At 43.7% G+C, this 15315-nt stretch carries 11 protein-coding genes and 1 pseudogene; 7 read left to right on the top strand and 5 right to left on the bottom strand.

What is annotated here, in order from left to right; all coding sequences use genetic code 11:
* Nucleotides 1-48: 48 nt before the first annotated feature.
* From NDI35_RS08105 to NDI35_RS08095, 3 genes are all read right to left on the bottom strand, one after another.
* Complete coding sequence (locus NDI35_RS08105; RefSeq protein WP_445312278.1) at nucleotides 49-852, bottom strand: CFI-box extended C-terminal domain-containing protein; 804 nt, start codon at nucleotides 850-852, stop codon at nucleotides 49-51.
* A gap of 180 nt (nucleotides 853-1032) precedes the next feature.
* Nucleotides 1033-1212 carry a hypothetical protein gene (locus NDI35_RS08100; protein ID WP_445312277.1) on the bottom strand — a complete coding sequence of 60 codons (180 nt, stop codon included), beginning with the start codon at nucleotides 1210-1212 and terminating at the stop codon, nucleotides 1033-1035.
* 72 nt (nucleotides 1213-1284) lie between these two features.
* Nucleotides 1285-1587 (bottom strand): hypothetical protein, encoded by a 303-nt coding sequence (locus NDI35_RS08095; protein WP_445312276.1) that lies wholly within the window; start codon nucleotides 1585-1587, stop codon nucleotides 1285-1287.
* Between the two features lie 277 nt (nucleotides 1588-1864).
* On the opposite strand from NDI35_RS08095, the gene NDI35_RS08090 reads away from it, so the two are divergent.
* A complete protein-coding gene (locus tag NDI35_RS08090; protein ID WP_445312275.1) occupies nucleotides 1865-3244 on the top strand; it encodes a helix-turn-helix domain-containing protein in 1380 nt (459 codons plus the stop codon).
* Nucleotides 3245-3348: 104 nt separating this feature from the next.
* Here the strand turns inward: NDI35_RS08090 and NDI35_RS08085 are convergent, their stop codons facing one another.
* Together NDI35_RS08085 and NDI35_RS08080 are read right to left on the bottom strand one after the other, a co-directional pair.
* A complete protein-coding gene (locus tag NDI35_RS08085) occupies nucleotides 3349-3996 on the bottom strand; it encodes a Uma2 family endonuclease (RefSeq protein WP_445312274.1) in 648 nt (215 codons plus the stop codon).
* Nucleotides 3997-4167: 171 nt separating this feature from the next.
* Nucleotides 4168-8163, bottom strand: a complete 3996-nt coding sequence (locus NDI35_RS08080; RefSeq protein ID WP_445312273.1) for a magnesium chelatase subunit H — start codon at nucleotides 8161-8163, stop codon at nucleotides 4168-4170.
* Nucleotides 8164-8698: 535 nt separating this feature from the next.
* Here NDI35_RS08080 and NDI35_RS08075 point away from each other — a divergent pair.
* The 6 genes and pseudogenes from NDI35_RS08075 to NDI35_RS08050 form a co-directional block, all read left to right on the top strand.
* The gene (locus tag NDI35_RS08075) at nucleotides 8699-9685 is read left to right on the top strand and encodes a calcium-binding protein (RefSeq protein WP_445312272.1); all 987 of its coding nucleotides are present in this window, start codon (nucleotides 8699-8701) and stop codon (nucleotides 9683-9685) included.
* A 133-nt stretch (nucleotides 9686-9818) separates the two neighbouring features.
* Entirely contained in the window at nucleotides 9819-10838 is a 1020-nt protein-coding gene (locus tag NDI35_RS08070; protein WP_445312271.1) for a calcium-binding protein, read from the top strand.
* A 73-nt stretch (nucleotides 10839-10911) separates the two neighbouring features.
* On the top strand, nucleotides 10912-11964 hold the full coding sequence (locus NDI35_RS08065; protein WP_445312270.1) for a calcium-binding protein: 1053 nt from the start codon (nucleotides 10912-10914) through the stop codon (nucleotides 11962-11964).
* Nucleotides 11965-12084: 120 nt separating this feature from the next.
* Nucleotides 12085-13137, top strand: a complete 1053-nt coding sequence (locus NDI35_RS08060; protein WP_445312269.1) for a calcium-binding protein — start codon at nucleotides 12085-12087, stop codon at nucleotides 13135-13137.
* 208 nt (nucleotides 13138-13345) lie between these two features.
* Nucleotides 13346-14332 (top strand): calcium-binding protein, encoded by a 987-nt coding sequence (locus NDI35_RS08055; RefSeq protein ID WP_445312268.1) that lies wholly within the window; start codon nucleotides 13346-13348, stop codon nucleotides 14330-14332.
* 282 nt (nucleotides 14333-14614) lie between these two features.
* A pseudogene (locus NDI35_RS08050) lies at nucleotides 14615-15045 on the top strand (calcium-binding protein); the annotation flags it as partial.
* Between the last annotated feature and the right edge of the window lie 270 nt (nucleotides 15046-15315).

Below are 15315 nucleotides of genomic sequence, written 5' to 3'. Positions count from 1 at the left end.
CGATCGCTTTTCCCCGCTGCTTGTTAAATAGTTCTTTTTAAAACTGTACTAACTTTTAACTTCTCGGCTACGCATCCACTCAGCTAAACGCTCTAGCTGTTGTCTTAAAAAGCTTTTGATGACTGGTTGCCTCTTCACATAGTTAGCGATGCTAGGGCTTATATTGTAGTATAGGCTGACTAACCTTAGACCAACAGGATTGGTTAAAAGTTTTTTGTCCCGGAAATTGCGGAAGGTGTCAATGTCTGGGTGTGCGGAAGTGCCGTAAGCTGCTGTGGCGATGAAGCAAGAACTACTAGAACTAGAACTACTAATACTAACTCCTCTGGATGGCAAAAGACAGTTGCTATATGAGCAACATTTATCAAAGTTTGAACACAGTTCTCTGAATATTGGATCGTCTGAATTATCAATGAATTGAGATGCGTTTTTAAATTCGGCTCTACAGTTAGCTAGTACCAAAGCTTGTTCATCAGAGAATTCTATTAATTTACTTATATTTTTATACGCAATAAATTCGTCAACCTTTAATTTATCTTCGTATTTACCAAGAGTTTCTATTATTTCGATTGAATTTTCTAGAAATATGAAGTGTTTATTAATTTCGTTAAGTTCACCATAACAAATCTTAATTTGCTCTACTAAGTCAAAAAGCAAAAAAAGTAGACTGATTTTATCTTTTAGAGGAACTTCAGAAGACTCGTAGTCAGCAAGAGTAGCTCTAAACATATCTAAAGCAAAATTATATTTTATGAGAGCCTTATCATAGTATCCAGCTTGTTGATATTGTTTGCCTTCTGTTTTCGTTATTACGGATTGATTTATACCAAATACTTGCATTATATCGCTCATGTTTATACTCCAATTTTAAATTATTAATAATACTGAGATGAAGCATCGCCCCCTGCACCCTCCCCCATCCTTTGCGCTACCGCATAGTAGATTCGAGGGAGTGATCGCCCAACCTTTAACTTTTCCTGTAAATGTTGGCGATCGCAACTTTTCTCAATCAATCCTTATGCTAAATTCGATCTAGCTTCGTGGCTTTCTAGCTGCTGCATAATAATTAGCTTCAATCATAGCCTGCTGCTCTGATGATGCTGTACCAGCATACTCGCTAGCAGTGTATACTTTGCCCGTGTCTTTATCCCAATAGACATCAAATTTACCACCCGTTGGCGATTTAACTTCACCAATTTTTTCTTTAGCCATGACTAATCTCCTAAGCAATCGTTTTGCGTAAAACTACAAAAAATGATACTGACTAGACCTTTAGATAAATGTTTAAGCTTTGCAATTAGCAGCTAAACGAGAAATTGAATACAGGTTGCGACTGTTGATTTCTGAGTCATTTAACAGCTCATTTTCATCAACTTCCTCATAAGTAGCTGAAATATTTGTGATACAAGATGCTACGGCTCTATGTACACCATCTACCACAACTAACAAATTGTCCTTAGTTCTCCGAACCTTAATAGGAGGAAAACAGTAATCTTTTCGGCTCATTAGATCCTGAACCATTTGCTTAACTTTGTAAGTCTCCACATCATGAATAGAAAGCATATTGCCAGTATAAGTTTGAGGCATATTATCTCCCTGTTGAACACAGTAATGCTCAGTATAGTACAATGATGACTTCGGTAATGTCGGGAATTACTCCAGACACCCCGCAAATTCCAGAAATATCGACAAGCCCTGATATAGCACGATCGCCCTCAGTGCAATCAACTTCTACTCAAAAAATCATACAACGACCCCATTTCCCCATCGCCCACCCACTCACTTTAGAAAATGTTATATTTTGTTATCTAAAAAGTTATAAAAAATAAGTTATAATAACTAAAAATTACCCCTGACGCGATCTATGGAGCTTAACGAAGTCTTAAGATTTGCAGATGAAAAAGTTTTTTCCACAACAGGGAAGCACTTAGACGACCTGCAAGAAGCTATTTTAAAAGAAGTGCTCCAAGGTCGAAAATATGCAACAAAAATAGCGCAAGACCGTGATTGTAGTGAGGGTTATGTTAGGGTGGCTGCTTCTGAATTATGGAAGATATTATCAGATGTCTTCGGCGAAGAAGTTAGTAAAGTAAATGTTAGAGCAATACTGGAAAGAGCAAAATTTTATAATAGTTATTCATCAGCTATTGCTGAAAATTATGGAACAGTTAATAATAACCTTAATGTTTGTCAAGAAAGGGCGAGAAGTCCAACAGAACCCCAAAACCCCCAACAAACTCCTAAACAACTCCACATAGACTTAGGCGACGCACCGGAAATATTCACGTTTTTCGATCGCACTTCTGAACTCTCCACCCTCGAAAACTGGATAACACAGGAACACACTCGCCTCATCGCACTCCTGGGAATCAGCGGCATCGGCAAAACAACCCTCTCCCTAAGCCTGATCGATCGCATCAAAACCCAATTCGATTACGTCATCTATCGCAGCCTCCGCTTTTCCCCAACCCTAGACGCAACCCTCACCAACCTGCTGCAAATCTTTTCCCAACCATCCGAAATTCCCCAAAACATCGAAACCAAAATTTCCCAAATCCTCGATTACCTGCGAAAATACCGATGTCTGATTGTCCTAGATGACGTGCAAATGCTTTTTAGCAGCGGGCAACTAGCGGGACAATATAAAACTGGATATGAAGATTATCAGTTATTTTTTAAACTAATTGCCGAAGTTTGTCATCAAAGTTGTTTGATATTGAATAGTTGGGAAAAACCCAGAGAAATTGCCAGATTATCAAAAGAGTATCATCCCGTGCGATGTTTTGTATTGGGAAGTTTAGGAGAAGCAGCTAAAGAGATTTTGAACTCACAAAAGTTATCGGATGAAGAAACATGGTCAACTTTGATTGATATTTATCAAGGCAATCCTCTGTGGTTGGAGTTCACTGCAACGCTGATTCAAGAGTTGTTTGGGGGGAGAGTTTCTGAGTTTTTGCAGTGCGAGATGCCGATTTTAGATGAAGGGTTGCAATCTCAGTTATCTCAACCTTTTGGGCGTTTGACTCCGGCAGAATTGGCACTGATGGTTCACCTGGCTAATCAACCTGAACCCGTTGCTATGTCGGAGTGTTTCAACAAAATACCGTTTTCGCCGTCAGAAATAGTCAATGCAGTGCGAGCTCTTGGAAATCGGTTTTTATTGGAAGCAATAGAAAAGGAAAAGATAACTTTATTTATTTTGAATCCTGTGATGAAACAGTATGTGAAAACTCACTATTCTTAGTCCGCGCAGGCGGACTTTGTTTGTGTAGACGCGGTTTCAACCGCCGTCTTTATTCGATAGAATAAATTCGATCGTATTTCATAAAGCGGGTAACAAACCCCGAATTAATTTAAGTGCGATCGTACCCATTCCCGAAACTCTCTAATTCTCGCATTCTCTCCCTTTTCTGAGTCTAGGTGCATAAACTGTGCTATTTCTTTGACAGGAAAGGAGGCAAATGCCAAACTGGTTTCGGACTCGACATAACCCGCATCAGTTAAAATGTTAATTATTAGTTTTCCTTTCTTCCAAATCCAAACTTCCGGCACTTTAAGTTCCGCATAAACTGCCATTTTATTGATAGATGAGCTAGTCAAATCCATTTCTACAGCTAAGTCTGGTGGTGGGTCTTTCTTGAGATCAATTGTTAATTTACCCCGCATTAATGCTTCATTTTGGATATAAAAACATTCATCAGCTTCTTTTCCAGCTTTTTTGGGTTCCGAACGCCAAGTAGATGATTTTAATCCGATAATTTCAATCCCAAGTTCCTCAGAAAGTGCTGCGATTAGCCGACCGAGAGTCCAGCTATACCTCTCATGTTCTGGTAAAGGTACCATGAGTTCTAAAGTTCCCTGATAGTAAGTCATGCGCGGCGTTGAACGTTCCGCAAATATTTCTAACAACTGTTCGTAGGTTTCCCAACTGATATCCTGTAAAACCAGGTGAGAACCTGCAAGCTCTTCTTTACTGTATGTTATGGTTTGAACCATTGTAAATACTCCACGAGAACTTTAACCCTATTATAAATGGATCTAATTTAATTAGATCGATCGCCCTTGACCGTATCCAAAACCTGTGTACATTCCCTAAGTCCTAAGATAGACAGTTAGTTACAAAAGTTGTTGAGGCTGACATTTCTGCCAGCCCCATAAATCTTAGAACTATTCTACCCCCTCAATCCGGTCTTCCACCTCCTGATAAAGTTCACGAAGACGATCCAAATTGTTCTCCGAAGTCTCCCAATAACCGCGGCCATTCACCTCAAGCAAAGTGCTGACAATCTTGCGGAAAGAATGAGGATTTAAGTTAAGCAAACGCTTCTGCATCTCCTCATCTTGGATAAACGTAGTGTTGACATCCTCATACACCCAATTATCCACAGCGCCCGCCGTCGCACTCCATCCAGTTGTATTCACCAGACGCTTAGAAATCTCCCGCACACCTTCATAGCCGTGCGACAACATCCCTTCGTACCACTTCGGATTCAGCAGCTTAGTCCGCGAATCTAAACGCACGGTTTCTGATAGCGTCCGCACCTGCGCGTTGGCTGTCGTTGTATCAGCAACAAAGGATGTCGGTTTCTTCCCATCTGCGCGCAAACTGCCGATCAATTTAGTCGGATCGGAGTCGAAATAGTGCGACACGTCGGTTAGGGAAATCTCGGCAGAATCCAAGTTTTGGAAGGTGACTTCCGCAGTTTTCAAGGATGATTCAAAAATCTGCCTGTCTTGTTCCATTGTTCCCGGATTGTCGGAAGAAAAGGCGAAGGATTTGCGAGTTAAGTACATTTCCTGCAACTCGGCTTCGCTTTCCCAAGTGCTGTTTTCCACCGCTAAGTTGATGTTAGATGAATAGGAACCAGAGGCATTGGAAAATACCCGGGTTGCTGCTTGCCGCAGGTTGATTCCCATTTCTTCCGCTTGCTTCAGGGCGTGTTTGCGGACGAAGTTCATCTCTAACGGTTCGTCGGCTTCCGCTGCCATTTTCACGGCTTTATCTAACAAATTCATTTGGTTGATGAACAAGTCGCGGAATACGCCGGAACAGTTAATTACTACGTCGATCCGAGGGCGTCCCAACTCTTCTAAAGAAAGCAATTCGAGTTTGTTTACCCGGCCCAATGCGTCGGGAACTGGCTTCACTCCCACCATCCACATTACTTGGGCGAGGGATTCGCCGTAAGTCTTGATGTTGTCGGTTCCCCACAACACAACGGCGATCGTTTCTGGGTAATTTCCGCCGTTATCAACGCGCTGTCTTTCTAATAGCCGATCGACTACAAGCTTAGCAGACTTAACCGCCCCCGTTGTAGGGATTGACTGCGGGTCCAAAGCGTGCATATTCTTGCCCGTCGGCAAAACATCCGGGTTGCGAATCGGATCGCCACCGGGCCCGGGCAGAACATACTCGCCTTCTAACGCGCGCAACAAAGCGCCTAATTCGTTGTCGGCACAAACTTGCTGCAAGCAGAATTCCAGATACTCAAACAGCGGTTTAATCGGTTCAGGATCGATTTTTTTGTAACCGGCGGCGTGCAAAGCTTCAAGCCAAGGTGTTTTCTTGCCCATGTTGAAGAAATTCAACTTAGAAACAAGGGAAACTCTACCCTCAGCGTCGGTTTGTTCCTTAACCAAAGCGCCAACGGCATCCCGACAGGCCAAGGTGATGTTTTGCAGCAATTCGACATCAGTTAAAATGCCTTTGTCGCTGTTACTGTAAATTTCGCCGATATCGCGTCCGAGACTGTTAGCAATAATCCGCGGCAAGCTGATCAGCCCGTCTTCTTCGCGGTCTAAATTGGCGATATTCACCAAAGTTGCGATCGCCTCTTCCGCAGTCGGCGGCTTACCGATAACGTGCAAACCGCAAGGTAACAACCGCGACTCAATTTCCATCAACTTGCGGTAAACCAAGCCAACTAAATTGTCGCGTTCCTCCGCAGTCATTCCCGCAGCAACCCCTCTTTCTTGTTCCGGAGGTAGGGCGATATCCTTGTCCAAATTCACCAAACGGCATTTTTCGACGATCGCATCAACAATCGGCACACCGCGCCCAGTCTCTTTCAAAGTTTGATAAGAAGCAATTAACTCGCTGAGTTCCTGCAAACCTTTGTACAAACCAGCATTTTCAGCCGGAGGAGTCAGATAGCTGATTGTTTCAGCATAACTGCGGCGCTTAGCAATTGTCGCCTCGCTGGGATTGTTGGCGGCGTAATAATAGATATTGGGAATTTTGCCGATCAAACTGTCGGGATAACATTCCCCAGACATTCCCATCTGCTTACCGGGCATGAATTCTAGCGAACCGTGAGTGCCAAAGTGCAGCACCGCATCCGCACCCCAAATGCGCTCCAAATATGTATAGTAAGCAGCAAAACCGTGGTGAGGGCTGGCGGAACGAGAGAATAACAACCGCATCGGATCGCCTTCGTATCCAAAAGTAGGTTGCACTCCGATAAACACATTGCCGAAATGTTTGCCGAAAATCAGCAAATTTTGTCCGTCGCTGTTCAAATGTCCCGGAGGCGGGCCCCAATTTTCTTGCAAGCGTTCCGAGTAAGGAGTGAATTCTTCGTATTCAGCTACCGACATCCGGTAAGCAACATTTAATTCCGGGCTTTGGTATTGGGCTGTTGCGTCGTGAATGACTTCTTGCATCAGTTTTTCGGCGGAATCCGGCAATTCTGGCAAGTCGTAACCGTTGCCTTTTAAGGCTTTCAATACTTGGTAAATCGAGCCGAAAACGTCTAAATAAGCGGCTGTTCCGACGTTGCCTTTGTCCGGCGGGAAACTGAAAACTGTGATCGCAACTTTTTTATCTAATTTTGGTTTGCGGCGCAGCATTGCCCACTTCATAGCGCGCTGGGAAATTGCTTCGATCCGGTCTTGTAGGGCGATCGCCTTGCCAGTTGCGCCATCACGTCCCGACAAAATAATTGGTTCGATCGCGCCATCCAACTCGGGAATGGCAATTTGCAAAGCAACTTGAATCGGGTGCAAGCCTAAATCGCTATTTTCCCACTCTTCCGTCGTTTGGAAAACCAGCGGCAAAGCCACCATGTAAGGGCAGTTTAGCTTTTTCAAAGTCTCGATCGCCTTCGGGTGATCTTGTTTCGCCGGGCCGCCCACCAGCGCAAAACCAGTCAGAGAAACCACCGCATCAACGATCGGCAGCGGCGCAACACCTTTGGTTCCAACTTCCAAGAAGAAAGTTTCGACTGGTTTCGAGAAGTCTAAACCGCCGGCAAAAATCGGCACTACCCGCGCCCCCATTGCCTCCAATTCCTGCACCATTGCTACATAGTGCGCGTCATCTCCGGTGACTAAGTGAGTCCGCTGCAACACCAAGCCGATGCAAGGTGCGAGGGGGTCTTTGAGGTCTGCCGAAATATCTTTGCGGGCGTTGTACCAGGTGAGATATCCTTTTACATCCTCAAACATGGACGGTGCCAAAGGATGCCAAATTCCCATATCCGGGTAGACAACGGGCTCTTGAAAACTTAGCTGTTCCTGGCCTTTGAATACATATTTATGTGACAGCATCAGCAAGAAGTTTTCCAAGTTTTCTTGGGAACCGCCCAGCCAATACTGAAAACTCAGCATGAAGTTGCGCGCATCTTGGGCTTTGTCGATGGGCAAATATTTCAGCACTTTTGGCAAAGTTTGCAGCAGTTTCAGCATTCCGTCTTGGAAGGAACTCCCGGATTTTTCCTTCCGTTTTTTCATGAATTCGCCGATCGCACTTTTGCTTTGTCCCAATTGTGCCATCGAGAAACTGCCCATTTTATTGAGTCGCATCACCCCTGGCATCGACGGGAAGACGACGGCGACATCCAATCTGTCGCGCAGCGGTTCCACCGCCGCTACCACTTTTTCTGCCAAATCTTCGATGAAAATTAGAGAAGCAATAAATACATTGGCATCCGCCACATCCCGCTTGAAGGCCTCGTAATTTTCCGGGCTGCGGAGTTCCTCGATCAGGTAGCCACTGATTTCTATTGCCAGATTCGGATTTTTCTTGTTTATCGATCGAACCGCTGCCGACAGGGCGCTTTGATACTGCGGTTCCAGTACGACATAGACCACCTTCATGAGCGATCGCCCCTGCAAGTTTTCCGGCACAACGTGGCGAATGGTGGGCTTGACGTGAGTGAACATCCGGTTAGGCTCCTTTAAGATGCTGTTTTCGGGAATCGGGAATTTTTTTATCCCATAAGCATTTTTACCAGAAAACGCTTGCCATTAGGCGATTTGAGCCTGCACATGACACAATTCGACAAATTTAGGTCAAATTTTCGTTACATTTTTTTATAAATTCCTTGAGCAAATACTCCAATTTTTATTTACAAATATTTACTTGACAAAATGTATATTTTATGTATACGATTAATGGGTTGGATAAAAATAATTAAAAATTAACCAACCATTGAGAAAGAAATCCTGAAAAAAGTTTCAAGTTTTGTAGAATTGATCAAACTTGCGATAGCTCAATTAACTGAGGGGAAAAAGGCATAATTGCTGAAAGCAGAATGTAGCCTTCGGCTAATTGATGCGTCATCAAGATTGACATTTTACCAGGAATTTAAAACCCTTTCATAACGTCTGTTTTGTGTAAATTCCTGATTGGCGATCGAGTTCATGGAAAGCTAATTGCTATAAACTCTCAAACTCATCAAAACTTTAGGGGGAAAACATGGCTAACTACGCAATTTTCGACGAACAATTCTACCTCGCCTCATATCCTTGGGTCAAACCAGCCATTGACGCAGGAGTCATCTCATCTGGGAGAGAACACTTTGAAAAATTCGGGCGAGAAGGCGGTCTAACCAAAGTATCGCGTTATTTTGACGAAAATGCTTACCTTACTGTCAACACAGACCTCAGACCGTTCGTCCGCACAGTCAATCCAAACGGACCTTTTGCGAGTGGCCTCGATCACTTTATCCAGTTCGGTTACGAAGAAGGACAGCGCCGCAGCGCAGTATCGCCAGAGTACAGCGAAGATTTTTATTTAGCAAATAACTCCGAGTTGCGATCGTTTATCGGCCCCAATGCACCTTTCAAATCAGGCTACCAGCATTTCATTCAATTCGGCTCAAAAGAAGGTCGTTTTGGAACTTCATTTTTTGAACCGGAATACTTAAGAGAAAACCCCGACATTGTACCGTTTGTCAACTCGGGAGCCCTGAGAACTGGTCGGGAACACTACTTCAATTTCGGGAAAAACGAGCCAAGCCGCGACGCAACTTTTGTTGGTAGCCGAAGCAACGATATTCTAACTGGTGTTGGTGTGGGGAATACCGAACTGATTGGAGTGGAAGTAGGTATCGATCCCAGGGGCAACCGGCAGTATGAAAGTTTTGGCACCAATGAGTTCGATGTCCTGATTGGTGGCCCGGGACCTGATAGCTTCGTACTCGGAGTTCCTGCTACAGCCGGGAATGTCACCCCAACACCGCTGTATTTGGGTAACGGTCAAGCTACGATTCGCAACTTCGACATAGAAAACGATTTTATCCAACTGCAAGGAACTTCTTTAAACGGCTACAATCTGGTTCCCATTGGCAACAATTTGTCAATCCAGCGTTTTGGAGATGTGCTCGGCGTGATTGAAGGAGGAGCAAACTTGGGTTTGACTTTCCAAGAATCTAACGGTAACGGTACTTTCTTAATTGGATAGTCATTGGTCATTGGTCATTGGTCATTGGTCATTAGTCATTAGCTCAGGCTGATGATTAATGATTTTTTATTGATGGTGAGCGATGGTTTTATAAAAAAGTACGATCGCACTTTACATTATTAAAACAGCAACGATGAATTACGATATCTTCGACGAACAATACTACCTTTCGCAATATCCGTGGCTCAAACCAGCGATTGATGCAGGAATCATTAAATCCGGGAGAGAACACTTTGAAAAATTTGGTCAAGCCGCTGGTCTCACAAAAATATCGCGGTATTTTGACGAAGATACTTACCTGGCAGGCAATCCAGATATCGCACCCTTAGTCCGCACTCCCAACAATCCAAATGCGCCTTTTGCGACAGGACTAGACCACTTTATCCAATACGGTTACGAAGAGGGTCGCACTCGCGTATCGCCTGAGTATGACGAAGCGTTTTATCTCGCAAATAACCGAGATTTGCAGCCGTTTATTCAGAATGGAACTTTTAAAAATGGCTACCAGCATTTCATTCAATTCGGGGTAAAAGAAGGTCGTTTTGGAACATCTTTCTTTGAACCGGGATACTTATTCAATGTGTTTGAGGCTATCAGCTCTGGAACCTTAAAAACTGGTCGGGAACATTACTTCAAGTTTGGGCAATTCGAGCCAAGCCGCGAGGCAACTTTTGTCGGAACTTCCGGTAATGACATCCTCATTGGTATAGGGGTAGGGAAGGTCGAATTAATTGGAGTTGAAGTAGGTGTTATCTATCCCGGCCCCCGAAATTATGAAAGTGACGGCAGCAATGAATTCGATACTCTCACTGGCGGTAGCGGCCGCGATAAATTCGTGCTCGGTGACATTGTTGGCTTCAGGGGAGGAACCCTCTCATCCAGACAGTTCTACATCGGCCCAGGTTTTGCTACAATTCGGAACTTTACTCAAGGTCAGGATATCATCCAGACAGGGATTCCCTTAGATCAACTATTGGTGTTTTCAATCAACAATAATCGAGATTTAGCTATCCAAACGAATGGCTTTCCCGTCGTTGAAAATGGAGTTTTCATAGCCAGTCGCTTTGACACAATCGCTGTTGTTGAAGGTGGCGGCAATCTCAATTTGAATCTATTACCAGGATCTAGTGTTATTAGATCTTTGCTTGGGTAGAAATATCGAATCTATTCAGAATTTTCTTTGGGATGCTGTCGGTGCGATCGCTAATCGAAGAGAAGTGAAAAACATGGCTAACTACGCAATTTTTGACGAACAATACTACCTTTCGCAATATCCGTGGCTGAAACCGGCCATTGATGCAGGAATCATCAAATCTGGAAGAGAACACTTTGAAAAATTTGGTCAAGCCGCCGGCATCACAAAAATATCGCGATATTTTGACGAAGATACATATCTAGCTCAAAATCAAGATATTGCACCATTTGTTCGCACCGCCAACAACCAAAACCGACCCTTTGCTTCAGGTTTAGACCACTTTATCCAGTTTGGTTACGAAGAAGGCCGCACGCGAGTATCGCCTGACTACGACGAAGTTTTTTATTTAAAGCGCCACCCGGAAATAACTCCATTCGTGCAGAACGGAATTTTTAAATCCGGCTTTCAACACTTTATCCAATTCGGAAAAACAGAAGGTAGGTACGGGACAAGTTTCTTTGAACCACGTTACTTGGGAGATAACCCAGATGTGGCGGCAGTTGTGGAGGCGGGAAGTTTAAAAACTGGTCGAGAACACTATCTAAAATTTGGGCAATTTGAGTCAAATCGATACGGATTTTTTACAGGAACCAACGGTAATGATATCGTCACGGGATTTACAGCGGGAAAAAATCAAATTATCGGAATGCAAGTAGCTTTCGCGGGCCAAAATCCACCTTTTGGCATTAATAAGAATAAGTATGACGCTTTGAAATTGGATGACATCACGAGAGAGCCTTTCCTGACTACCACTGAATTCGATACATTGATTGGCACTTCTGGCATTGATTACTTCGTGATCGGAGATGCTGTTCCCAACAACCGACGTAGTTTGCTCAGCCGGGTAGATTTCTATACCGGCAGTGGGGAGGCCAGAATTGTCAATTTTGAAAAAGGAAAAGATTTTATTCAGTTGGTGGAAAGCTTTAATGAACTGAGTATATTTCCATCAGGGGCGGACTTATTAATTCAAAAATCGGGAGATACACTTGCCAGAATTCAGGGCGGATCAAGTCTAACTCTGCAACCGATTGAGATGATAAATCCATTTAGTCCTCCAGTAGGTCTCACTTTCCTCGGCTAGAAAGCATAGAGCTTAAGTGAGATTTTACTGTGGGGTAAAATCACCCGGTCAGGTAATTGTCTCTATTCTGGATTATTGATAAATTGCATAAACAGCTCATTAAATGCCCAGTAGAAAAACATGGCTAGTTACGCAATTTTTGACGAAAAATACTACCTTGCTCAATATCCTTGGGTGAAACCAGCCATTGATGCAGGAGTTATCAAATCTGGAAGAGAACACTTTGAAAAATTTGGTCAAGCCGGCGGCTTAACCAAAGTATCGCGGTATTTTGACGAAGCTACTTACCTTGCTGGCAACCCAGATATCGCTGCCTTAGTCCGCACCCCCAACAACCCAAATGCACCTTTTGCGACGGGCCTAGACCACTTTATCCAATACGGTTACGAAGAAGGTCGCACTCGCGTATCGCCTGAATATGACGAAGCGTTTTATCTCGCAAATAACCGACAGTTGCAGCCGTTTATTCAGAATGGAACTTTTAAAAACGGCTACCAGCATTTCATTGAATTCGGCATCAAAGACGGTCAGTTTGGGACTTCATTTTTTGAAACAGAATACTTAGAAAGAAACCCCGATATTCGGCCATTTGTGGAATCTGGAGCCTTGAAAACCGGTCGCGAACACTACTTAAATTTCGGCAAAAACGAGCCTAGCCGCTCTGCAACTTTTGTCGGAACTCCTGGGAATGACATCATCACTGGTTCCGGGGTGGGGAAAGTTGAATTAATTGGAACTGAAGTAGGTTTAGGTACAGGTAATGGCTTTGGCTCCGGTCGAGTGTATGAAGGTGACGGCAGCGATGAATTCGATACTCTCCTTGGGGGTAGCGGCCGCGATACATTTGTACTTGGTACACCTTTAGTAGGCAGTAAGGGGAACCCGGCCGGAATCTCACAGTTCTACATTGGGTCTGGTTTTGCGACAATTCGGAACTTTACCCAAGGTCAGGATAGCATCCAGCTCGCAGGGTATGATTTAGAGCAATTTTTGATAGTTCCCATCAACAATAATCGAGATTTAGCTATCCAAACGAACGGCTTTCCCACCGATTTTCAAAATGGAGTTACCCAAGTTAGTCGCTTTGACACGATCGCGGTTATTGAAGGTGGCGGAAATCTCAAGTTGAATCTATTACCAGAATCGCCTTTTGCGACACTTTTAATTGGATAGAAATTTCGCAGCTATTCGGGATTTGCCTAATTGCTGCTAGGGAGTGCGATCGCACATTCACAAAAATGGCGATCGTACTTTTGTGTTTGCCCTAAAAATAATAAAACAGGCTTAATAATAATTAACTTGACATAGTGAGTTCGTAGAGTTATTTATAGTGGGTCAAGTTTAATCGACAAGTAAGCAGACTAAGCTTAGAGTACAACTTATGACTAATTATGAAATTTTTGACGAACCATACTACCTTGCCCAATATCCTTGGGTGAAACCGGCTATTGATGCAGGAGTTCTCAAATCTGGAAGAGAACACTTTGAAAAGTTCGGTCAAGCCGGCGGCCTCACAAAAGTATCGCGTTACTTTGACGAAGACACCTATCTAGGTCAAAATCCAGATATTGCTCCCTTTGTTCGCAGCCCAAACAATCCAAACGCGCCTTTTGCGTCTGGTTTAGACCAATTTATTCAGTTTGGGTACGAAGAAGGTCGCACCCGCGTATCGCCTGAGTACAACGAAGATTTTTATTTGGCAAATAACTCAGAGTTGCAATCGTTCGTTCAGAACGGAACATTCAAATCAGGCTACCAGCATTTCATTCGATTCGGACTCAAAGACGGTCGTTTTGGGACTTCATTTTTTGAACCGGAATACTTAAAAGAAAACCCCGACATTGTGCCATTTGTCAACTCTGGAGCCTTGAAGACCGGTCGGGAACACTACTTCAATTTCGGGAAAAACGAGCCAAACCGATCCGCTACTTTTGTCGGAACTTCCGGCGATGACATCCTCACTGGCGTTGGTGTGGGGAATACCGAACTAATTGGAGTGGAAGTAGGTATCGATCCCCAAGGCAATCGGCAGTATGAAAGCTTTGGGTTTGATGAATCTGATGTCCTGATCGGCGGCCCTGGGAGGGATACATTCGTACTCGGAGTTCCTGCTACCTCCGGTAATCCCACATCCCGTCAACTCTATACGACTCCTCTCGGTATAGTTACAATTCGGAACTTTGATAAAGACAATGACAAGATCCAGTTGGCAGGAAGTCCCGATATCTACACAACAATGGGGGATGCTAACGAGCTCATAATCCTCAGCCCAAGATATGAAACAATTGGTATTATTGAGGGGAAAAATTTATCTTTTTCTACAATTCAGCCACAGGGAGACGGCACTTTCTACCTATTCCTTAAATAACCGGAACCTCGGTTATCTCTTTCTCTCTTAACATGGTAGGTGCGTTAATAACGCACCCTACTCAACTCAGATTATAGCAGTTGCCAAATTGCTGTCAATAGCCATCGAGTTGTTCTTCTGCTGGCTCAGCTTTTGCTTTGGGTGTCAAATACCGAAAACCGTATTCATCGTGCCAGTATCGAACAGTACCATGACAGAAAGTTGGCAACTTTATTAATTAATCGTACGATCCAGAAACCAGGTTTCTAAATATCAAAATAATTAAAACCGTAGTAGAAAAACCTGGCTAACTACGCAATTTTTGACGAAAAATACTACCTTGCTCAATATCCTTGGGTCAAACCAGCCATTGATGCAGGAGTTATCACATCGGGACTAGAACACTTCAAAAATTCGGTGAAGCCGCCGGTCTAACTAAAGTATCGCGGTATTTTGACGAAGCTACTTATCTTGCTGGCAACCCAGACATCGCTGCCTTAGTCCGCACTCCCAACAACCCAAATGCACTTTTGGCGACCGGGCTAGACCACTTTATCCAATATGGTTACGAAGAATGTCGCACTCGCGTATCTGCTGAGTATGACGAATGGTTTTATCTCGCAAATAATCGACAGTTGCAGCCGTTTATTCAGAATGAAAATTTTAAAAATGGCTACCAGAATTTCATTGAATTCGGCATCAAAGACGGTCAGTTCGGGACTTCATTTATTCAAGTAGATTTGGCACGATCGCGGTTATTGAAGGTGGCGGAAATCTCAAATTAAATCTATTACCAGAATTACCTTTTGCGACACTTTTAATTGCATAGAATTCTCGCAGCTATTCGGGATTGGCATGGGTCTGCAGTCGGTGCGATCGCACTTTTGTGTTTGCCCTAAAAATAATAAAAAAGGCTTAACCATAATTAACTTGACATACTGAGGCAGTAGAGTTAGTAATAGTGGGTCAAGTTTAACCGATAAGTAAGCAGACTAAGCTTAAAG

Source organism: Microcoleus vaginatus FACHB-2002 (genome assembly GCF_040004035.1).
Taxonomy (GTDB): domain Bacteria; phylum Cyanobacteriota; class Cyanobacteriia; order Cyanobacteriales; family Microcoleaceae; genus Microcoleus; species Microcoleus vaginatus_C.
This window is presented reverse-complemented; position numbering and strand designations above follow the sequence as displayed.

Excerpts from the sequence above, each read along its gene's own strand:
- NDI35_RS08070 (WP_445312271.1), top strand. The coding sequence starts at position 9,819 with ATGAATTACGATATCTTCGACGAACAATACTACCTTTCGCAATATCCG.
- NDI35_RS08105 (WP_445312278.1), bottom strand. The coding sequence starts at position 852 with ATGAGCGATATAATGCAAGTATTTGGTATAAATCAATCCGTAATAACG.
- NDI35_RS08055 (WP_445312268.1), top strand. The coding sequence starts at position 13,346 with ATGACTAATTATGAAATTTTTGACGAACCATACTACCTTGCCCAATAT.
- NDI35_RS08090 (WP_445312275.1), top strand. The coding sequence starts at position 1,865 with ATGGAGCTTAACGAAGTCTTAAGATTTGCAGATGAAAAAGTTTTTTCC.
- NDI35_RS08075 (WP_445312272.1), top strand. The coding sequence starts at position 8,699 with ATGGCTAACTACGCAATTTTCGACGAACAATTCTACCTCGCCTCATAT.
- NDI35_RS08065 (WP_445312270.1), top strand. The coding sequence starts at position 10,912 with ATGGCTAACTACGCAATTTTTGACGAACAATACTACCTTTCGCAATAT.
- NDI35_RS08085 (WP_445312274.1), bottom strand. The coding sequence starts at position 3,996 with ATGGTTCAAACCATAACATACAGTAAAGAAGAGCTTGCAGGTTCTCAC.
- NDI35_RS08095 (WP_445312276.1), bottom strand. The coding sequence starts at position 1,587 with ATGCCTCAAACTTATACTGGCAATATGCTTTCTATTCATGATGTGGAG.
- NDI35_RS08060 (WP_445312269.1), top strand. The coding sequence starts at position 12,085 with ATGGCTAGTTACGCAATTTTTGACGAAAAATACTACCTTGCTCAATAT.
- NDI35_RS08100 (WP_445312277.1), bottom strand. The coding sequence starts at position 1,212 with ATGGCTAAAGAAAAAATTGGTGAAGTTAAATCGCCAACGGGTGGTAAA.
- NDI35_RS08080 (WP_445312273.1), bottom strand. The coding sequence starts at position 8,163 with ATGTTCACTCACGTCAAGCCCACCATTCGCCACGTTGTGCCGGAAAAC.